The 20,227-nt window shown below is 63.9% G+C and carries 20 protein-coding genes; 17 read left to right on the top strand and 3 right to left on the bottom strand.

All coding sequences use genetic code 11. The features are described from left to right. Window positions 1–47 precede the first annotated feature (47 nt). Window positions 48–4,202, bottom strand: coding sequence for an ATP-dependent RNA helicase HrpA (gene hrpA / locus BZG29_RS22460; RefSeq protein ID WP_253192678.1), 4,155 nt, complete (start codon window positions 4,200–4,202; stop codon window positions 48–50). Window positions 4,203–4,331: 129 nt separating this feature from the next. On the opposite strand from hrpA, the gene argA reads away from it, so the two are divergent. Then, the gene (gene argA / locus BZG29_RS22465) at window positions 4,332–5,642 is read left to right on the top strand and encodes an amino-acid N-acetyltransferase (protein WP_046685875.1); all 1,311 of its coding nucleotides are present in this window, start codon (window positions 4,332–4,334) and stop codon (window positions 5,640–5,642) included. Window positions 5,643–5,704: 62 nt separating this feature from the next. On the opposite strand, the gene kdsA is transcribed toward argA, so the two are convergent. Further along, window positions 5,705–6,550 carry a 3-deoxy-8-phosphooctulonate synthase gene (gene kdsA / locus BZG29_RS22470; protein ID WP_034750794.1) on the bottom strand — a complete coding sequence of 282 codons (846 nt, stop codon included), beginning with the start codon at window positions 6,548–6,550 and terminating at the stop codon, window positions 5,705–5,707. Window positions 6,551–6,769: 219 nt separating this feature from the next. Here kdsA and BZG29_RS22475 point away from each other — a divergent pair, with 219 nt between their 5' ends. Continuing rightward, complete coding sequence (locus BZG29_RS22475; RefSeq protein ID WP_034750797.1) at window positions 6,770–7,042, top strand: oxidative damage protection protein; 273 nt, start codon at window positions 6,770–6,772, stop codon at window positions 7,040–7,042. 168 nt (window positions 7,043–7,210) lie between these two features. Further along, a complete protein-coding gene (locus BZG29_RS22480; protein WP_077407706.1) occupies window positions 7,211–7,735 on the top strand; it encodes a DUF6622 family protein in 525 nt (174 codons plus the stop codon). A gap of 32 nt (window positions 7,736–7,767) precedes the next feature. Here BZG29_RS22480 and rpiA read toward each other — a convergent pair whose 3' ends face one another. Next, window positions 7,768–8,445, bottom strand: coding sequence for a ribose-5-phosphate isomerase RpiA (gene rpiA / locus BZG29_RS22485; protein ID WP_077407708.1), 678 nt, complete (start codon window positions 8,443–8,445; stop codon window positions 7,768–7,770). Window positions 8,446–8,651: 206 nt separating this feature from the next. On the opposite strand from rpiA, the gene BZG29_RS22490 reads away from it, so the two are divergent. The 14 genes from BZG29_RS22490 to BZG29_RS22550 all read left to right on the top strand — a co-directional run bounded on the left by BZG29_RS22490 (window position 8,652) and on the right by BZG29_RS22550 (window position 20,220). Then, on the top strand, window positions 8,652–9,020 hold the full coding sequence (locus BZG29_RS22490) for a response regulator (protein ID WP_077407710.1): 369 nt from the start codon (window positions 8,652–8,654) through the stop codon (window positions 9,018–9,020). Between the two features lie 2 nt (window positions 9,021–9,022). Continuing rightward, on the top strand, window positions 9,023–9,649 hold the full coding sequence (locus BZG29_RS22495; RefSeq protein WP_034786994.1) for a chemotaxis protein CheC: 627 nt from the start codon (window positions 9,023–9,025) through the stop codon (window positions 9,647–9,649). Between the two features lie 5 nt (window positions 9,650–9,654). Next, entirely contained in the window at window positions 9,655–10,626 is a 972-nt protein-coding gene (locus BZG29_RS22500) for a GGDEF domain-containing protein (protein ID WP_150131026.1), read from the top strand. A 149-nt stretch (window positions 10,627–10,775) separates the two neighbouring features. Then, complete coding sequence (locus BZG29_RS22505; RefSeq protein ID WP_150131027.1) at window positions 10,776–12,443, top strand: histidine kinase; 1,668 nt, start codon at window positions 10,776–10,778, stop codon at window positions 12,441–12,443. Continuing rightward, the gene (locus BZG29_RS22510; RefSeq protein ID WP_240317720.1) at window positions 12,440–13,141 is read left to right on the top strand and encodes a response regulator transcription factor; all 702 of its coding nucleotides are present in this window, start codon (window positions 12,440–12,442) and stop codon (window positions 13,139–13,141) included. The genes BZG29_RS22505 and BZG29_RS22510 overlap by 4 nt, the downstream gene beginning before the upstream one ends. A 257-nt stretch (window positions 13,142–13,398) precedes the next feature. Next, complete coding sequence (locus BZG29_RS28255; RefSeq protein ID WP_158300249.1) at window positions 13,399–13,545, top strand: hypothetical protein; 147 nt, start codon at window positions 13,399–13,401, stop codon at window positions 13,543–13,545. A gap of 70 nt (window positions 13,546–13,615) precedes the next feature. Next, entirely contained in the window at window positions 13,616–13,798 is a 183-nt protein-coding gene (locus tag BZG29_RS22515) for a Flp family type IVb pilin (RefSeq protein ID WP_035821247.1), read from the top strand. Between the two features lie 93 nt (window positions 13,799–13,891). Then, window positions 13,892–14,065: a Flp family type IVb pilin gene (locus BZG29_RS22520; RefSeq protein ID WP_077407717.1), complete on the top strand. Its 174-nt coding sequence runs from the start codon at window positions 13,892–13,894 to the stop codon at window positions 14,063–14,065. After that, on the top strand, window positions 14,062–15,132 hold the full coding sequence (locus tag BZG29_RS22525; protein ID WP_077407719.1) for a phosphatase PAP2 family protein: 1,071 nt from the start codon (window positions 14,062–14,064) through the stop codon (window positions 15,130–15,132). The genes BZG29_RS22520 and BZG29_RS22525 overlap by 4 nt, the downstream gene beginning before the upstream one ends. Further along, window positions 15,129–15,716: a prepilin peptidase gene (locus BZG29_RS22530; protein WP_216350324.1), complete on the top strand. Its 588-nt coding sequence runs from the start codon at window positions 15,129–15,131 to the stop codon at window positions 15,714–15,716. The genes BZG29_RS22525 and BZG29_RS22530 overlap by 4 nt, the downstream gene beginning before the upstream one ends. A 40-nt stretch (window positions 15,717–15,756) precedes the next feature. Then, window positions 15,757–16,377, top strand: a complete 621-nt coding sequence (locus tag BZG29_RS22535; protein WP_077407721.1) for a methyltransferase — start codon at window positions 15,757–15,759, stop codon at window positions 16,375–16,377. Between the two features lie 33 nt (window positions 16,378–16,410). Then, window positions 16,411–17,757 (top strand): ATP-binding protein, encoded by a 1,347-nt coding sequence (locus BZG29_RS22540; RefSeq protein ID WP_216350325.1) that lies wholly within the window; start codon window positions 16,411–16,413, stop codon window positions 17,755–17,757. After that, complete coding sequence (cpaB, locus tag BZG29_RS22545; RefSeq protein WP_077407723.1) at window positions 17,754–18,602, top strand: Flp pilus assembly protein CpaB; 849 nt, start codon at window positions 17,754–17,756, stop codon at window positions 18,600–18,602. The genes BZG29_RS22540 and cpaB overlap by 4 nt, the downstream gene beginning before the upstream one ends. Before the next feature lie 22 nt (window positions 18,603–18,624). Continuing rightward, on the top strand, window positions 18,625–20,220 hold the full coding sequence (locus BZG29_RS22550) for a type II and III secretion system protein family protein (RefSeq protein WP_077407725.1): 1,596 nt from the start codon (window positions 18,625–18,627) through the stop codon (window positions 20,218–20,220). Window positions 20,221–20,227: the final 7 nt, after the last annotated feature.

Below are 20,227 nucleotides of genomic sequence, written 5' to 3' on the forward strand. Positions count from 1 at the left end.
GTCGTACCCTGAGGGTACGACCCAGTATTTGCCTGGGGCTTAGCAGGCTACCGCTGCATCGACTCCCATACTTTCTGCAGGCGCTTGGCCGAAACAGGCATCGGCGTGCGCAATTCCTGCGCGAACAGCGACACGCGCAGCTCTTCCAGCATCCAGCGGAAGTCGACCAGTTTCGGATCCGTGTTCTTGCCGGCCTGGCGGTCCTTGGCCTGGCGCAGGTACGGCGCGGCCGCCGATTGCCATTCGGCCATCAACTTGGTGTCGCGGGCGGGGTCGGCGCGCAGTTTTTCCAGGCGCACATTGATCGCCTTCAAATAGCGGGGGAAGTGCGCCAGTTGCGTGTACTCGTTTTCCGTCAGGAAACGTTTATGCACGAGTCCCTGCAGCTGCGACTGGATATCGGATGCGGCCGCGGCAGGAATATTTTGCAGGCGCTTGGGCAAGCCGTGGAATTCCGTCAGCACTTGCGACAGCAACCGGGCGATTTCATTGACCAGCAAGACCAGGCGCGACTTGCCTTCCGCCTGGCGCTTGGCGAACGAGGCGGCGTCCAGCGGCAGCGGATCTTGCAGGCAAGCAATATCGAGCGCCTTGTTGATGATTTGCTCGCGCAACTCTTCCTGCGAACCGAGAGCCATGAATTGCATGCCCATCTGCTGCAAACCGGGGATGCTTTTCTCGACGTACTTGATCTGTTCCTTCATTTGCAACGCGAACAGGCGGCGCAATCCCACCTTGTGCGTGCGGGCGGCCACGGTCGGGTCGTCGAACACTTCCAGGTCGCAATGCGTGCCCTTGTCGACCAGCGCGGGGAAGCCGATCAGGGTCAGCTTGCCTTGCACGATTTCGAGCAACTCCGGCAATTCGCCAAAGGTCCAGGCCGTCAAGCCCATGTGCTGCGAGACGGTGGCATTGCCTGACGCCGGCGCCGCGGCAGCGGCTGCGCCCTTGGCCGGCGCGCCGCCCTTGCCTGCCGCCGCGTTGGCACCCTGCGCTTGCGCTTGCAGCCGCGACGCCACTTGCGCGCCCGCCACCTTGGCACCGGGCGTACCCGTGCCGGACACGCCCGACACTTCGGCCAGCTTCTGGAAACTCTGGCGCGCCTGGCCGCCGAATTCCGCCTGCAAAGTGGCCAGGTTGCGGCCCATGTCCAGCTGGCGGCCGTGCTCGTCGATCACCTTGAAATTCATGAAGTGATGGGCAGGCAGGGTTTCCGGCTTGAAATCCGTCGTCAGTACGTTAATCGTGATCTGCGTGCGGATGTCGAGGATGATGGCGTCGATCAGGTCGCCGCGGCCAAACACGCCCGCTGCATGCACGCGCTCGCAGAATTTCGCCGCATAGTCGGGCAGCGGCACGCAGTGGCGGCGCAGCTTTTGCGGCAGCGATTTCAACAGCAGATGCACTTTTTCCTTCAGCATGCCCGGCACCAGCCATTCGCAGCGCTCGCGCGGCAACTGGTTCAAGGCATACAGCGGCACCGATAACGTCACGCCATCGCGCACGCTGCCCGGCTCGAAGTGGTACGTCAGGCCCATTTCCAGGCCCGTCACGGACATGGTTTTCGGGAACAGGTCGGTGGTCACGCCGGCCGCCTCGTGGCGCATCAGCTCTTCGCGGTTCAGGTACAGCAGCTTCGGGTTCTCGCGCGTGGCTTCCTTGTGCCACTTCTCGAAACCGGCGCCATTGCACACGTCCGCCGGCAGCAGCTTGTCGTAGAAGGCGGCGATCAGTTCATCGTCGACCAGCACGTCCAGGCGGCGCGACTTGTGCTCGAGGTTTTCGATGTCCTTGATCAGTTTATGGTTGTGCGCAAAGAACGGCGCGCGCGTGTCGAAGTCGCCGCCCACGAGGGCGTCGCGGATGAAGATTTCGCGCGCTTCCGGCAAGTTAAAATTGCCGTAATTGATGCGCCGCTGGCTGTACACCACCAGGCCATACAGGGTCGCCCGTTCGGACGCCGTCACCTGCGCCGAGCGTTTTTCCCAGCGCGGTTCGCCCCACGACTTTTTCAGCAGGTGCTCGCCCACCTTTTCCAGCCACTCGGGCTGGATCTGCGCCACGCAGCGCGCGTACAAACGCGTCGTGTCGACCAGCTCGGCCGCCATGATCCACTTGCCCGGTTTTTTCAGCAGCGAGGAACCAGGCCAGATATGGAACTTGATGCCGCGCGCGCCCAGGTAGCCCGCGCCCGGCTCGTCCTCGCCCTTGAAGCCGATATTGCCCAGCAAGCCAGTCAGCAAGGCCATGTGCAGATTATCATAGGTGGCGGGCGCTTCGTTCAGGCGCCAGCCCTGTTCCTTGACGATGGTCAACAACTGCGAGTGCACGTCGCGCCATTCGCGCAAGCGCATTTGCGACAGGAAATTCGTGCGGCAATTGTCTTGCAGTTGGCGGTTGGTTTTCTTGTGCTCGATGGCGGATTCGAACCAGCGCCAGATTTTCAGATAGCTCAGGAATTCCGACTTCTCATCGGCGAATTTCTTGTGCGCCTCGTCAGCCGCCTGCTGGTGCTCCATCGGGCGGTCGCGCGGGTCTTGCACGGACAAAGCGGAAGCGACGATCAGCACTTCCGTCAGGCAGGCATTATCGAGAGCGGCCAGGATCATGCGGCCCACGCGCGGGTCCAGCGGCAGCTTGGCCAGCTTGTTGCCCAGCGGCGTGAGTTTATTGACTTCATCGACGGCGCCCAGCTCTTGCAGCAACTGGTAGCCGTCGGCCACCGCGCGCGCCAGCGGCGGCTCGATGAAGGGGAAGGTTTCCACGTCCGTCAGGTGCAGGGACTTCATGCGCAGGATGACGGCGGCCAGCGAGGAACGCAGGATTTCCGGTTCCGTGAATTTCGGGCGCAGCAAATAATCCTGCTCTTCGTACAGGCGGATGCAGACGCCGTCGGCCACGCGGCCGCAACGCCCGGCGCGCTGGTTGGCGGCCGACTGGGCGATCGGCTCGACCTGCAGCTGCTCGACCTTGTTGCGGTAGCTGTAGCGCTTCACGCGGGCCAGACCCGCGTCGACCACGTAGCGGATGCCGGGCACGGTCAGCGACGTTTCCGCCACGTTGGTGGCCAGCACGATGCGGCGCGCATTGCTGGTTTTAAACACGCGCTCCTGCTCCTCGGCCGACAGACGGGCGAACAGGGGCAAAATCTCCACATGCGGCGGGTGGTGCTTGCGCAGCGCTTCGGCGCAGTCGCGGATTTCGCGCTCGCCCGGCAAGAACACCAGCACGTCGCCCGAGCCGATGCGGCACAGCTCTTCCACGCCATCGACGACGGCATCCATCAAGTCGCGCTTTTCGCGCGCGGCGGCCGTGCGCTGGCCCGGCTTGTCGGCGCCGCTACTACCCGCGCCCGCACCCGGCATGGCCACCTGTTCGCGTTCCACGGGACGGTAGCGCACTTCCACCTGGTACAGGCGGCCCGACACTTCGATCACGGGCGCCGGCTTTTCCGGCGTGCCGAAATGGCGCGCGAAGCGTTCCGCATCGATGGTCGCCGAGGTGATGATGATCTTTAAATCCGGCCGGCGCGGCAGCAGCTGTTTCAGGTAGCCAAGCAGGAAATCGATGTTCAGGCTGCGTTCGTGCGCTTCATCGATGATGATGGTGTCGTAATTCTTCAACAACGGGTCGGTCTGCGTCTCGGCCAGCAAGATACCGTCCGTCATCAGCTTGACGGACGCGCCCTTCGTCAAGGTGTCGGCAAAGCGCACCTTGAAGCCCACCGTTTCGCCCAGCGGCGTGCCCAGCTCCTGCGCGATGCGCTTGGCCGTCGACGAGGCGGCGATGCGGCGCGGCTGCGTGTGGCCGATCAAGCCCTTCTGTCCGCGTCCCAGTTCCAGGCAAATCTTCGGCAATTGGGTCGTCTTGCCGGAACCCGTCTCGCCCGAGACGATAATCACCTGGTTTTCCATCAATGCCTTGGCGATTTCTTCGCGCCGGCCCGAGACGGGCAAGTCTTCCGGATACGTGATCGGCGGCAGCGGGTTGCGGAAAGCCTTTTCCGCTTCGCGCGCGGCGCGGGCCGCGTCGCGGGCTTCGCGGCTTTCCTGCCCCTCGCGCGGCGGGCGCGCGGCCTGGGGCCTGCCCTCTCCCGATCGCTGCTGCTGTTGCTGTTTCTGCTGTTCCGCGCGCGGCGCTTGCTGCCGTTGCTGGCTCACGGGCGGGCGCTGGCGGCCCTGCGCAGACGTGGCGGCAGGCATGGCAACATCGCCGCTGGCGGGCACGTTTGCAACGGTGGAAGGAGGGGAAGACTTATTGCTGGCTGAAGACATTGTTTTTTTACAGGTATTTTAAGCGCGCACATCGCGCAGCGAATTATAATGCGCTTAATGGAAAACCCTACCCAATTCGTCCAATGGCTGCGCTCCGTCGCGCCCTACATCCACGCCTTTCGCGGCAAGACCTTCGTGGTCGCCTTCCCCGGTGAACTCGTCAGCGCCGGGGCGCTGCAGGTGCTGGCCCATGATTTGTCCCTGCTGCATGCGCTGGACATCAATGTCACCGTCGTCTACGGCTCGCGGCCGCAGGTGGCGGAACAACTGGCCTTGCGTAACGTCGAAGGCCGCTTCCACAACGGCGTGCGCATCACGGATATTGCCGCGCTGGAATGCGCGAAGGAAGCCGCCGGCGAGCTGCGCCTCGATATCGAGGCCGCGTTCAGCCAGGGCTTGCCGAACACGCCCATGTCGCATGCGGCCATCCGTATCATTTCCGGCAACTTCATCACGGCGCGCCCGCTGGGCGTGATCGATGGCGTGGACCTGGAACTGACGGGCATCACGCGCAAGGTCGATGCCGAAACCATCCATTCCATCCTCGGTTCGGACGGCCTGGTGCTGCTCTCGCCGCTGGGTTTCTCGCCGACCGGCGAAGCGTTTAATCTGACCATGGAAGACGTGGCGTGCAGCGCCGCCATCGCCCTGCACGCAGACAAGCTGATTTTCATCACGGAAACACCGATGATGGAAGACGCGACGGGCGTGGAAATCCGCGAACTGTCGTCGCACCAGGCCGAAGCCGTGCTGATGGCGGGCTTCTTGCCCGACGCCACGGCGTTTTACCTGAAACATTGCGTCAAGGCATGCCACAACGGCGTCGAGCGTTCGCACATCGTGCCGTTCTCGATGGATGGCTCGGCCCTGCTGGAATTGTTTACCCATGATGGCGTGGGCACCATGATCAGCCATGAAAACCTGGAAAGCCTGCGCCAGGCCACCATTGAAGACGTGGGCGGCATCATCAAACTGATCGAACCGCTGGAAGCGGACGGCACTTTGGTGAAGCGGGGGCGCGAGCTGATCGAGCGCGAAATCGATTATTTCTCCGTCATCGAGCATGACGGCGTGATCTTCGGCTGCGCCGCCCTGTACCCGTTCCCCGCGCAAAAGATGGCAGAAATGGCATGCTTGACGGTCAACCCGGAAGTGCAAGCCCAGGGCGACGGCGAGCGCATCCTGAAACACATGGAAAACCGCGCCCGCGCCGCCGGCCTGAACAAACTGTTCGTGCTGACCACGCGTACCTCGCACTGGTTCAAGAAACGCGGCTTCGTGCCGGCCACCGTCGACGATCTGCCGAAGGACCGCCAGCATATGTATAACTGGCAGCGTAAATCGCAAGTCCTAATTAAAACCCTGTAACACGTGAAAAAGCCCGGCATGCCGGGCTTTTTCTTTGCGCAATATCAATATTTGATAATCAATTATTTGATGTTCAGCGGGGCAAACGATTTCACCAGGTCGTCGAGCGCCTTCAATTGCGCCAGGAACGGCTCCAGCTGGTCCAGCGGCAAGGCGCTGGGGCCGTCGCAGCGGGCGTTGTCAGGGTCAGGGTGGGCTTCCAGGAACAGGCCGGCGATGCCGACGGCCAGGCCGGCGCGGGCCAGGTCCGCCACTTGCTGGCGGCGGCCGCCCGAAGCGGCGCCGCCGGGGTCGCGCTGCTGCAGCGCATGCGTGACATCGAAGATGATCGGCAAGTCGTCACAGGTCTTTTTCATGACGCCAAAGCCCAGCATGTCGACCACCAGGTTGTCATAGCCGAGGCAGGTGCCGCGGTCGCACAGGATCAATTGATCGTTGCCCGCTTCCTTGAATTTCTCGACGATATTGGCCATCTGGCCAGGGCTCAAAAATTGCGGCTTCTTGATGTTGATGACTTTACCAGTTTTCGCCAGGGCCACGACGAGGTCCGTCTGGCGCGCGAGGAAGGCGGGCAATTGCAGCACGTCGACCACTTCGGCCACCTGCTGTGCCTGCCATGGCTCATGCACGTCGGTAATCACGGGCACGCCGAACGCCGCCTTCACGTCCTGGAAGATGCGCATGCCTTCTTCCAGGCCCGGACCGCGGTAGGAATGGATCGAGGAACGGTTGGCCTTGTCGAAACTGGCCTTGAACACATAGGGAATGCCCAGTTTTTGCGTCACGCGCACGTATTCTTCGCAGGCGCGCATGGCGAGATCGCGCGATTCGAGCACGTTGATGCCGCCAAACAGCGCAAAGCTGCCTGTATTGCTGACATCGATGCCATGGACTTTCACTGAGGTCATAGGGATTCCATATTGGTTAATTGCTACTGCTTGGTTGGAAGAGGCGCCGCCAGCGGCTGGCGCGATAAGGCATCTTACTAGCTAGGGCGGCGCAGATCAAATTTGATCCAGCGCAAGGGCGCGGCAAACGGCGTGTCGCCAGGCTGCGACGGCCCAGCGAGGGCAGGCGCAAAGTGCCTTATAATCACGCTTTATCTCTACACTGATTCAGGAGCACAGATGGCCCGCACGATCCACTGCATCAAACTCAACAAGGAAGCCGAAGGACTGGATTTCCCGCCGTACCCGGGCGAACTGGGCAAGAAGATTTACGAATCCGTGTCGAAGGAAGCGTGGGCTGCCTGGCTCAAGCACCAGACCATGCTGGTCAATGAAAACCGCCTGAACCTGGCCGACGCGCGCGCCCGCAAATACCTGGCCACGCAGATGGAAAAGCATTTCTTCGGCGATGGCGCCGATGCCGCCATGGGCTACGTGCCGCCAACGGAATAAGTTTTATCGCTTGCCCGTGACCGCGTCACGGGCAGTTTCACCTGCGTTTCACGCCCTCCCCCGCCGTTTCACGGCACCGCCTCCCCGTTTCGTCGCACCCAGCTCGCCGCCCGCGCCGCCCGCTGGCACAGTACGTCCATCGACAACCTCACTCCAAAGGCGGACACCATGTTGCAGCAAATCTTCAGCCACACTCCCCTGTATGTCTGGGCCATCCTGGGCTTTCTCGTGTACCGCGGCGTGCTGGCCAGCCGCGCGCGCGAAGTGAGCTTGCGCAAGCTGTGCATCATTCCCCTGGTCATGCTGGCCCTGTCCCTGAGCGGCGTGTACGGCAGCTTCGGTTTGGCCGGCGTGGCGCCGTTCGCCTGGGGCGCCGGCGCACTGGCCGGCGCGGCGCTGGCATGGTCGTTGACCAAGACAGACGCCATCGTGGCCATTCCCGCGCGGGGCAGCGTGCAGCGTCCCGGCAGCTGGGTGCCGTTGATCTTGATGATGAGTATTTTCTGCCTGAAATATGCGGTCGCCGTGACCCTGGCCATCGCACCCGCCTATGCCCATGCGAGCGGCTTCATGCTGCCCGTCTGCCTCGCCTATGGCTGCTTCAGCGGCATCTTTCTCGGCGGCTTGCTGCGCACCGTGGCCGTGTACCGCCAGGCGCATATGACAAGCGGCCCGCAAGGGGCCGCCGTTTAAAACGTCTATGCCGGCGAACGCCGGCTATCATCTTAGTATGCCAGGGTACGCACGCCTTCCGGCATGCCCAGCAGGCAGACGTTGGCGCCGCGCACGGCGAACAGGCCGACGGCGATGACGCCGACGATCTGGTTGATCTGCTGTTCCAGCGCCACCGGGTCGGCAATTTTCAAACCCAGCACGTCGATGATCTCGCCGCCGTTATCGGTAATGAACGCTTCGGTAGTCCCTGCCTTCAAGCGCAGGCGGGGCGTGCCGCCCAGCGCGGCCAGCTGGCGCGACACGGCGGCGCGCGCCATCGGCACCACTTCCACCGGCAGCGGGAAAGCGCCCAGGGTTTCCACCAGCTTGGAGCCGTCGGCGATGCAGACGAACTGTTTGGATACGGAGGCAACGATCTTTTCACGCGTCAATGCCGCGCCGCCGCCCTTGATCATGGCGCCGCTGGCCGTGATTTCATCGGCACCGTCGATGTAGACGGCGATCGACTCGACATCATTCAGGTCGAAGACGGGAATGCCATGGCCGGCCAGGCGCGCGGCCGTCGCTTCGGACGACGCGACCGTGCCCTTGATGCTGTCCTTGATCTTGGCCAGTTCATCGATGAAGAAATTGGCGGTGGAACCGGTGCCGACGCCGATGATTTCACCTTTTACTACGTAGTCGATGGCGGCGCGGGCTACGGCTTGCTTCAATTCGTCTTGGGTCATGGCATTCAGGCTAAAGTGAGGAATGGCGCTATTTTAACGGATTGCCAGCCCGGCCAGCCGGCCATCATGACCGACAAGGCGCCTCGATACAACAGGCAAGCATGAAAACCTTGCCCTAAGGCAATTGCGCGCCCATTTACACTCTATGCCCTTTAAAATATGCGAAAATGGCACGATTGACCGATATGACGTTTCAGGAATAGCACATGAATCACAGTAAACAGGTACTTGTTGTCGATGACAGCCGGGTTTCACGTTTGATGTCGCATCAGTTCATCCTCAGCAAACATGCCGACTGGCAAGTGATTGAGGCGGCGACGGGTGAGGAAGCTCTGGAAAAAGTCAAGACCGCCACCCCTGTGCTGATACTACTGGATGTCAACATGCCCGGCATGGGCGGCATCGCGGCGGCGGAACAATTGCGCGCCCTGTGTCCGCAGACGCACATCATTCTCGTCACGGCCAATGTGCAGAACGCCACCCGCAACCGCGCCAGCGAACTAGGCGTCGGCTTCATGGAAAAACCGATCACGGAAACGCGCATCCACCAGCTGATCGAATCACTGGGACTGTGAGCATGGTCAATCTTTCCGAACTCGAGAACGATGCCCTGGTAGAGATATTCAACATCGGGGTGGGCCATGCAGCGGCGGCCATGAGCGAGATCGTGAATGAAGAAGTCACCATGTCGGTGCCGTCGATCACCTTCCTGAACCGTGCCGACGCAGCCGCCTTGCTGGGCAGCAAGAAGGATGGCGAACGCATCTGCGGCGTCAGCCAGCATTACGACGGCGCTTTCGCCACCGAAGCCATCCTGATGTTTCCCGAGGACAAGAGCCTGGAAATCGTGCGCCTGATGGTGGGCGACGCCATGCCGCTGCAGGAACTGACGGAGATGGAACAGGAGGCGATGAGCGAGATCGGCAACATCATCCTCAACTCCTGCGTCGGAACCCTGGCCAACCTGTTCGACAGCGAACTGCATGGCTCGCTGCCCCTGTACCACGTGGGCACCAGCGCGGAAATCCTGTCCTCGTTCGGCGGCCAGGATGACGAAGCCGTCGTGCTGATGCTGCATATCGACTTCGTGCTGTCCAAGCACCAGATCCATGGCTATGTGGCCTTCGTGCTCGACCTGTCGGCCCTGCACGACCTGAAACAGCAGGTCAGCCGCTACCTGGCCAAGGTCCTGGGACAGGCGTGACGATCATGCCGGATGCATTGCATCGACTCGCCCTGCTCGAGAGCATACTCGGCGCCGTGAACCTGGGCGCCATCGTGCTCGATGAACAGCACCGCATCGTGCTGTGGAACAGCTGGATGGCGCACCACTCGGCCCGCCAGGCCGACGCCGTGCTGGGCCAGGATTTCTTCGCCGTCTTTCCGGAAATGCGGCACAAGCGCATCGATTCGGCCATCACCCAGGCCCTGCGCGACAATTTCCAGTCGCTACTGTCGCAAACCCTGCACAAGGCGCCGTTTGCGCTGTACACGCATGGCGCGGCCACGGGCGGCAACGACGCCGAGGAACGCATGCAGCAAGCCATTGCCGTCACACCGATCAATTTACCCGGTTCGCCGCGCCACTGCCTGATCCAGATCAATGACGTCACCATCGCCGTGGGACGCGAAAAGCTGCTGCGCGAACAGACCATGGTCTTGCGCTCGCAAACCTTTTCCGACGGCTTGACAGGCATCGCCAACCGCCGCCACTTCGACGTGGCGATCGAGAAGGAAGTGCGGCGCGCCATGCGCACCAGCAGCCCGCTGTCGCTGCTGATGATCGACATCGACCATTTCAAGGATTACAACGACCATTACGGCCACCAGCAGGGCGACGATTGCCTGATCCGCGTGGCAGCCGAACTGGCCGCCATGCTGCAGCGCCCCACCGATCTGCTGGCCCGCTATGGCGGCGAAGAGTTTGCCGCCATCCTGCCCGATACGGACGCGGCGCAGGCGCTGCGCATGGCCGAGGCGATCCGCCAGCATGCGGCCGACCTGCGCATTCCGCATGCCAAGACAGGCAATGAGGTCAAGCACATCACGGTCAGCATCGGCATCGCCACGCAGCAGCCGCAGCAGCCGCTGGCCATCTCCGCCCTGATCGGCGCCGCCGACCGCGCCCTGTACCAGGCCAAGGGCGCCGGGCGCAACCGCGTGATGGCGCAGCCGCTATAAAAAAAGCAACGCAGGGCAAAGGATTCCAGTAGACATCTTTACGGCGTGTGCGTAGACTCGTTACTGATTGCAGCAACAACAACAAGAATTTGTCTGTGGTATCTATCCCTGCGCATGGCCCCCCATGCGGGACATGGCCAGGAGCGCTTGTGAATCTCGATCCTCCCCTCATATCCGGCTTGCCGGGTGCCGGCATGGATACGACCATGGTGAACGGCATGCGCCTGCTGCTGTCGAGCGCCACCTTGCTGACCCTGTTCATCGACCCCGAAAGCGCCGGCAAGCTGAGCAAGATCACCTGGCTGATCTTTTCCGCGTATACCATGCACAGCCTGCTGCTCTACGTGCTGGCCCTGCTGGGCCTCAGCCTGCCGCAGGACATCTTGCTGTACTGGCTGGACGTGGCCTGGTATGCGCTGATCGTGTTTTCCACCAGCAGCCACAACAATTTATTCTTCCTGTTCTTTTTCTTTGCCATCCTGACCTCGTCGTTCCAGCGGGGCTTCGAGGAAGGCGCGCGCGTCACCCTGGCCTCGGCCGGCCTGTTTGCCGCCACCGCCCTGTTCGGCGAAACGGATGCGGAACTGTCGCGCCTGCTATTGCGCACCACCTTCCTGCTGGCGCTCGGCTACATGATCGCCTACTGGGGCGGCTCGGCCATCACCCAGCGCAGCCACCTGGCGCTGCTGCGCGATGTCAGCCAGCTGTCCAATCCGCGCTTCGGCGTCGACCAGACCATCACCTCGGTGCTGGAAAAAACCCGCAGTTATTTCAACGGCCGCAGTTGCCTGCTGATCATGCAGGACAAGGGCACGCGTGTCTGGTCGCTGCGCAGCGTGATTCATACGGGTACGGGCGTCGTGCATACGAGTTCGCTCCTCAGCGACGACGCGGCCAGTCCCCTGCTCGCTTTCCCGCACGATAAAATCGCGCTGTACAACCAGCCCGCCGGCCCCTGGCTGCCATGGATAGGCGGCGCGCGCATGCTCGAGCCAAACAGCGGACGCTGGCTGCGGCATGACGACGCGGCGGGCGCCCGCCTGGCCGAACTGCTCGAAGCGCACGCCTTCATCAGCGCGCCGCTGCCCCTGCGCAATGGCAAAGGCCGGATCTTTATCGTGTCCGCCACCAGCATGAGCAAGACGGACGCCCTGTTTCTCAGCCATATCGGCGCGCAGGCGTTTCCCGTCATTGAAAACATCAACCTGCTCGACCGCCTGGCGTCGCAGGCGGCCTCGCGCGAACGCGAAAAGATCGCGCGCGACCTGCATGACACGGCCGTGCAACCGTATATCGGCTTGCGCCACGGCCTGGCCGCCCTGCGCAACGAAGCCACGCCGGGCAACCCGCTGCTGCCGGAACTGGAAAAGCTGATCATCATGTCGGGCCAGGTGATCACCGACCTGCGCAGCTACGCGCGCACGTTCAAGAATGGCCAGGTACAAAGCGAGCCGGAACTGCTGGTCGCGCTGCGCCGCCAGGCCACGCAGATCCGCGAATTCTATGGCATCGACATCGCCCTGCATATCGAAGGCGACCTGCACATCAACGACCGCCTGGCGGCCGAGGTATTCCAGATCGTCAACGAAGGCATGAGCAATATCCGCAAGCATACGTCGGCGCGCCACGGCGCCGTCAAGCTGACCTGCGTGCAGGGCGCGCTGCACATCAGCATCGACAACGAATGCGCCGCCGCGCACGTCCCCGATTTCCTGCCCGACTCGCTGGCCGAGCGCGCCGCCGCCCTCGGCGGCACGGCCCGCGTCACGCATGGCATGCTGGGCAACACCTCCGTCCAGATCGAGATCCCCATATGAATGACGTACGCCACATGCCACCGGCCAGCCATGTCATCAGCGTCATGCTGGTCGACGATCACAAGACCATGCTGTGGGGCCTGGAGCGCCTGATCGGCGGCGAGCACTCCGGCATGCGCGTGGTCGCCACGGCGTCCGACGGCACCGAGGCGCTGGAGCAGGCGAAGGCGCTGCAACCGGACGTGATCGTACTGGACCTGGACCTGGGCGGCATCAGCTCGCTGGCCATCCTGCCCGCGCTGGCGCAATGCGGCGGCACGCGCGTGCTGGTGCTGACGGCCAGCCACGACCAGGCCATCCTGGACCAGACGGTACTGAAAGGCGCGCGCGGCATCGTCAGCAAGGATGCGCCGGCGGAGATGGTGTTGAAGGCCATCGAAAAGGTGTACCAGGGCGAGCTGTGGCTGGAACACGCGATGCTGGGACGCATGCTGACGCAGTTGACCCAGCCCGGCGGCGGCTCGGCGCACGCCATCGCCATCGCCAGCCTGACCCTCAAGGAAAGAAAGATCATCGCCGCGCTGGTGCACGGCAGCGGCACGCCGGCCAAGCTGCTGGCGGACCAGCTGTTCATCTCCGAACACACCTTGCGCAATCACCTGACATCGATCTACCGCAAGCTGGGCGTGTACAACCGCCTGGAACTGTACGCCTACGCCACCAAGCACCAGCTGGGCCAATTGCCGCCCGGCGCCTGACGCCGCTGCCCCCTCCTGCCCGGCCACTGCACGGCCGCGCACACCCGTCCCCCGCCACCTCCCTGCGCCAGCCACCGGCTCGGCCTCCCTTCGCCCCTGCGCGCCAAACTCGACCATGACAATTGTCACGAAAAAAACAAGCAGTTCCTCCTTGCAATAAAAGGATGTTCTTCTGATGTAGATCAAGGTGCCGACTTCTATAGTGGATTTACCGGAGTGCAAATCACCGCGCGGCCCACCACGACACGGAGCACAGCATGCGCTTTGACAAGTTTCTTCCGACAGCCCTGATCACCTATTTGCAGGGCAAGGAAAAGGCTGCGTTCTACCGCTATGCACTTGTGGCGGCCCTCATGGCGGTGGTCTGCATCATCGGACTGCTGGCACTGGGCGAGAGTCCATGAGTACGCCAGGAAGCAACGCTGCCATGCCGTTTTACCCACCGCTGTACCTTAACCACTACCAGGAGTTGTCATGAACCTCATCAAAAACTTTATCCGCGAAGAAGATGGCGTCACCGCAATCGAGTATGGCCTGATCGCCGCCCTGATCGCCGTAGTCATCATCGCTGCCGTCACCATCGTCGGCACGCAGCTGAAAAAAACGTTCAGCACCATCGGCACCAAGCTCACCTCCGCCAACACCGCTGCCGCCTGAACACGGCAACCGGGCTGGCACGTCGCCAGTCCGGTTACCGCCAGGTCAACGCCACAGGCAAGTTTCCCCCTGCTCACCTATCAGAGGCCCATCGTGAAAACTCTCTTCAGCCGTTTATCCGACGAGTCCGCCGTCACGGCGATCGAGTACGCGCTGCTGGCGGGCCTGATCGCGGCAGTGCTGGTGATCACGATCACCCTGCTCGGTGACCAGGTCAAGCTGCTGTTCGTCTACGTCAAGGACCAAGTGGTCCTGGCCCTGTCATGAATACCCTGCGCGCCTCGCTGCGCACCCACCGCGCCCTGCTGCTGATCGTGCTGCTGTATGCCGCCGCGGCGGCACTGCTGGCCGGCGGCCTGCCCAGCGCCTCGGACACCCTCAACGTACTGGCCGGCTTCCTCGTGGCCATCCTCACGGGCCCCGTCTTCATCCTGTGCGGCTACACCATCCACGTCATGGTGGTGAAACGCCCGCACCGCCTGTGCCACTTTCTGTACCACGATCTGCGCCGCTACCTGAGCAACGAGCGCCTGCTGCACGCGCTGCCGGCCATGCTGCTGATCCCCGTCTTCGCCTCCAGCTTCACCGTCTTCAAGGCCGCCATCCCCCGCCTGCATCCGTACACCTGGGATGCCAGCCTGTCCGCCTGGGACATGGCGCTGCATGGCGGCAAGGCTCCATGGGAAAGGCTGCAGCCGCTGCTGGGCCACCCGCTCATCACGGGCCTGCTCAACTTCAGTTACCACTTCTGGTTCTTCCTGTTCTACGCCATCCTTTACTGGCTCATCCTCGATACCCGCCGGCCCCTGCTGCGCATGCAGTTCCTGCTCAGCTTTGCGCTGACCTGGATCGCTCTGGGCAGCATCCTGGCCGTGCTGTTTGCCTCGGTCGGCCCCTGCTACTACGGCCACCTGCACGCCAGCGACCCGTATGCGCCGCTGATGGCCTACCTGCATGACGCCAACCAGCACGTCCCCGTCTGGGCACTGCAAGTGCAGGACATGCTGTGGCAAGGCTATCAAAGCAAGGGCACGAACGGCGAACTGGGCATCTCCGCCATGCCCAGCATGCATGTGGCCACGGCCGTGCTGATGGCGATCATGGGCTGGAAAGTGAGCCGCGCCGCCGGGCTCGCCCTGTCCGCCTTCGCCGTGCTGATCCTGCTCGGCTCCATCCACCTGGGCTGGCACTATGCGCTCGACGGGTATGTAGGCGCAGCCGGCGCGGCGCTGGTGTGGCACCTGGTGGGACGCATGCTGGGCAGCCAGGCCGCGGCCCCCGCCATGAACCTGGCCACGGCGCCCTGCCTGAGCAAGGGAGGACTGACATCATGAGCGCCCGCCTGCCCATGCTGCTGTGCCTGGCCGTGCTGGCCGCCCTGCTCGCCGCCGCGCTGTGGCACGACCTGCGCACGCGCCGCATCCCCAACCTGCTGGTGCTGTGGGGTACGCTGGCGGGGCTGATCCTGAACAGCTTCGTGCCATCCGGCGCCGGCCTGTTCGACGCCTCCTTCGGCGGCCTGGGCCTGCTGCAGGCGCTGGCCGGCGCCGGCGCCGGACTGGCCCTGCTGCTGCCCATGTACCTGCTGCGCGCCCTGGGCGCCGGCGACGTCAAATTGATGGCCATGTGCGGCACCTTCCTCGGTCCCGATGCGGTGCTGGAAGCGGCCCTGCTGACCTTCCTGTGCGGCGGCGTGCTGGCCCTGGCCGCCGCGCTGGCAGGCCGCCGCCTGCGCCTGGTGCTGCGCAACACCTATCACATGATGCTGGGCGCGCTGCTGCACAGCCTTGCCGGCGGTGCCGCCACGATCGCCGAACCGCCGCCAGCCACCGGCAAGCTGGCCTACGCCTTCGCCATTGCCAGCGGCACCGCGCTGCAGGTGTTCCTGCAATACCACCATCTGTGGAGCCTGCGCTGAAACGCGCCGCTCCGACGACCAGCCACCACAGGACCCGACCATGCACACCCTCGCCACCCTCTGCCACTCGCGCCACGCCAGCCTGTTCACCAGCATCGCCATGGCTTGCCTGTGGACCTTCTTCGCCAGTGCCCACGTGGTGGGCTACCTGCAGGGCGGCGACTGGAGCTATTTGCTGTTCTGCGCCGCCGAAACCCTCGCCGCCCTGTTCTTCATCGTGCGCTCGGCCCCCGTCAGCGTCTCCACCGATGCGGGCGACTGGCTGCTGGCCATCGGCGCCACCTTCGCCCCCTTCCTGCTCTCGCCCGCCGACATTGCCATCTGGCCCGGCGCGCGCTACCTGCTGGCCCTCGGCAGCCTGCTGCAGATCGCCGGCCTGCTGTCGCTGAACCGCAGCTTCGGCCTGGTGGCGGCGCAGCGCGAGATCAAGACGGGCGGCGCCTACCGCGTGGTGCGCCATCCGCTGTATGCCAGCTACCTGATTTCCCTGAGCGGCTACCTGCTGGCCAATACCTCGCCCGTGAACGGCGTCGTGTACGTGCTGGCCATGCTGATGCTGGTGGCGCGCTTGCTGCGCGAAGAGCGCTTCCTGTCCAGCGACGTGCGCTACCGCGTCTACATGCGCCAGGTGAAATACCGCCTGCTGCCCTTCATTTTCTGATCACCTGCCACCCAAGCAAGAGGAGTATCTATCATGCCTGACACCTATCCAGAACGCAGCGACGGCGGCGGCATCGAGCCGGCGGCCAGGCGCGCGCCACGCACGGTCGAGGAAACGGGATTGCCCTTCCTGTTCCTGGTCGAACTGCTGGTCAAGATACTTTTCCTGCGCGGCCAGATCGGCCTGCCCGCCCTGTCGACGCACGTGAAACTGGGCGCCGGCGTGCTCGAACCGCTGCTGACCTTCATGCGCGCCGAAAAGCTGTGCGAAGCGCGCCGCAACGGCGGCAGCGGCACCGACGCCGACCTGTATTACCTGCTGGGCGACCAGGGCCGCCTGCGCGCCGCCGAGTACATGCGCCGCAATGCCTACAGCGGTCCCGCCCCAGTCACCCTGGCCGACTACAGCAACCAGGTGCTGGCGCAAAGCGTGGCGGACATGCAGGTCACCCGCGACGACGTGCAGCGCGAATTTCGCGACGTGGTGGCCAGTTCGGCCGTGCTCGACCAGCTGGGCGCGGCCATGAATTCCGGCCGCGCCCTGTTCTTCCACGGCCCCGCCGGCAGCGGCAAGAGCTACCTGGCCGAGCGCCTGAACGGCCTGCTCAGCGGCGCCATCGCCCTGCCCCATGCCGTGATGGTCGACGGCGAAGTGCTGCCCTTCCTCGACCCCATGCTGCACACGCTGTCGCACGGCGGCTCCGTGCCATCCGACCCGCGCTGGGTACGCGCCGAACGCCCCGCCGTGCTGACGGGCGGCGAGCTGACGCTCGACATGCTCGACCTGCAATTCGACCAGGGCAACCGGTTGTACCAGGCACCGCCGCACCTGAAGGCCAACAACGGCATCTTCATCATCGACGACCTGGGCCGCCAGCGCTGCTCGCCCGTGGAGCTGATGAACCGCTGGATCGTGCCGATGGCGCGGCATATCGATTACCTGTCGCTGCACACGGGCTACAAATTCCCCGTGCCCTTCGACGTCATCGTCGTGTTCTCGTCCAACCTGGCGCCGCAGCACCTGGCCGACGACTCCTTCCTGCGCCGCATCGGCTACAAGATCCACGTGGGCCCCCTGAGCGCCTACCACTACCTGGCCGTGTTCCGCAGCACCTGCGCCCAGCTGGGCATCAATTTCGACGAAGCCTCCTACACCTACCTGCTGCACCTGCACAGCCAGTGCCAGCGGCCCTTGCTGGCCTGCTATCCGCGCGACATCCTGGCGCAGGTGTGCGACCAGGCACGCTATGAAGACCACGCGGCGCAGCTGAATCCGGAAGTACTGCTGTGGGCATGGAAAAACTATTTCGGCAGCGATGACGACCTTGCAAGCACACATAACGGACCGGCAGCGGTCCAGCACAAAGGGGAAGCAAAATGAGAAACGCACGCGCTCTGACGATGATGGCCATTGCGGTCATCCTGGCGTTCGCCGCGGTCATCGTGGCCGCGCGCTGGATCAATGCCCAAGCCTCGGGCAACATCAACAAGGTGGCCGTGGCCCAGGTCGACATCAGCCTGGGCGCGCGCCTCACGCCCGACATGGTCCGCATGGTGGACTGGCCATCGAACGCGCTGCCGCCGGGCGCCATCAACGATCCGAAACTGCTGGAAACGCGCGTCACGCGCACCAGCATCCAGCACGGCGAACCGATCATGGAAGGCAAGCTGGCGCCTCCCGGCACGCAAGGCGGCCTGTCGGCCGTCGTCGCCGAGGGCAAGCGCGCCATGACCGTGCGCGTCAACGACGTGGTGGGCGTGGCCGGCTTCGCCCTGCCAGGCAACTTCGTCGACATCCTCGTCAACACCCAGGGCGAAGGGGCGCGCAAGACGCCGGACCGCGATCCGAACATATCCAAGATCGTGCTCGAACGCATCCTCGTGCTGGCCATCGCCCAGGAATCAAGCCGCGACGACACCAAGCCCAAGGTGGTCAACGCCGTGACCCTGGAGCTGACGCCGGAGCAAGCGGAAAAACTCGACCTGGCGCGCAGCGTAGGCACCCTGTCGCTGGTGCTGCGCAACCAGGTCGAGGACAAGCCCGTCAACACGGAAGGCGCCACCAAATCCAGTTTGCTCGATGAAAAAGTCGCCATGGCGGCCCCCGCCGCCATGGTGCAAGCCAAGCCGCTCCCGCGCCGCCGTCCTGCCGCAGCAGCTGCGCCACAGGCCGGTCCACGCGTCGATGTCATCAAGGGGCTGGAACGCAGCTCCCAACAATTCTAACCTGCACCAGAGGAGCCTAGCCATGAGTACATATCGCACAGCAAGCGGCATCCGGGGCCTGCGCCTGGCGCTTGCCATCGCCGCCATCGGCGCCCTGGCGCCCCGGGCGCACGCCGAGCCAGTCGCCGCCACGGCCGCTACCGCTGCCGCTGCCGAAACGGGCGCCGCCAGGAGCAGCCGGGCCGCCGTCCGTCCCAAGTCCACGCCGCCGCAAAGCGAATCGCGCGCCGGCCGCACCGAGATGGCACCGCAAATGAGCCTGGCCGAAGGCAAGTCAACCCTGGTGCGCCTGCCGTTCGCCGCCAGCCGCATGTCCGTCGGCGATCCGCGCATCGCCGACGTGATCCTGCTCAACCCCACCGAGGTGTACCTGCTGGGACGCTCCGTCGGCACCACCAACCTGATCCTGTGGAACAAGAGCAATGACGCCACCATCATCGACCTGGCCGTCGGCATCGACAGCAGCAGCCTGCAGGCACGCATGGCCGAGCTGCTGCCGAACGAAAAGATCCACGTCACGGTGGCGGGCGACACCCTGATCCTGTCGGGCATGGTCAGCGATGTCGTCAAGGCCGACCAGGCCCTGTCGCTGGCCAACGCCTATGTGCAGCGCAGCAGCCGCAGCGGCGGCGCCACCTCCGGCGCAGCGCCGGCCGCAGGCGCCGCCGCTCCCGCCGCCGCGCCCGATGCGGGCATGCCGCGCGTGATCAACCTGCTGTCGATCGCCGCGCCGCAGCAGGTGATGCTGGAAGTGAAGGTGGCCGAAGTGTCGAAGGTGCTGGTCGACCAGCTGGGCGCCAGCCTGGGCATCAACAAGACCATCGGCAGCTGGTCGTATTCGCTGCTGTCCAGCCTGCTCAGCAACAATCCCAGCGGCTTGAGCGGCGCCAGCAAGAACAACTTCTTCAACCTCGACGCGCAAAAACGCGATGGCCTGATCAAGGTGCTGGCCGAACCGAACATCATGGCCATCAGCGGCCAGGAGGCGAGCTTCCTGGCCGGCGGCAAAATCTTCATCCCCGTCAGCCAGACCAACAATGGCGGCGTACCCACCATCACCCTGGAAGAGAAGGAATTCGGCGTGGCCGTGAAATTCACGCCCACCGTGCTCGAAGGGGGACGCATCAACCTGAAGGTGGCGCCGGAAGTGTCGGACCTGAACAAGGACGGCATCGGCATCACGGCCACCGGCATCTCGGCCACGGCCGTCCTGCCTTCGTTTACGACGCGGCGCGCCACCACCACGGTGCAGCTGTTCGACGGTCAGAGCTTCGCCATCGGCGGCTTGATCAAGAACAACGTGACCAGCAATATCAAGGCCTTGCCGGGCCTGGGCGAAGTGCCCGTGCTGGGCGCCCTGTTCCGCAGCACGGACTTCCAGACGGACCGCTCGGAACTGGTCTTCATCATCACGCCGCACCTGGTCAAGCCGCTGCCGCCCGACTACAAGCTGCCCACCGACGGCTACATCCAGCCGACGCGCGGCGACATGTTCATGCAGGGAAAAATGGAAGGCAGCGCCCCTGCGCCCGCAGCGGCACAGGAACCAGCACCAGCGGCCCCCATGCCGCCGCAAGCAGCCGCGCCCCAGCCTGCCGCCGGCTTCGACCTCAAATAGGAGAACA

The organism is Janthinobacterium sp. LM6, from assembly GCF_002002885.1.
Lineage (GTDB): Bacteria > Pseudomonadota > Gammaproteobacteria > Burkholderiales > Burkholderiaceae_D > Janthinobacterium > Janthinobacterium kumbetense.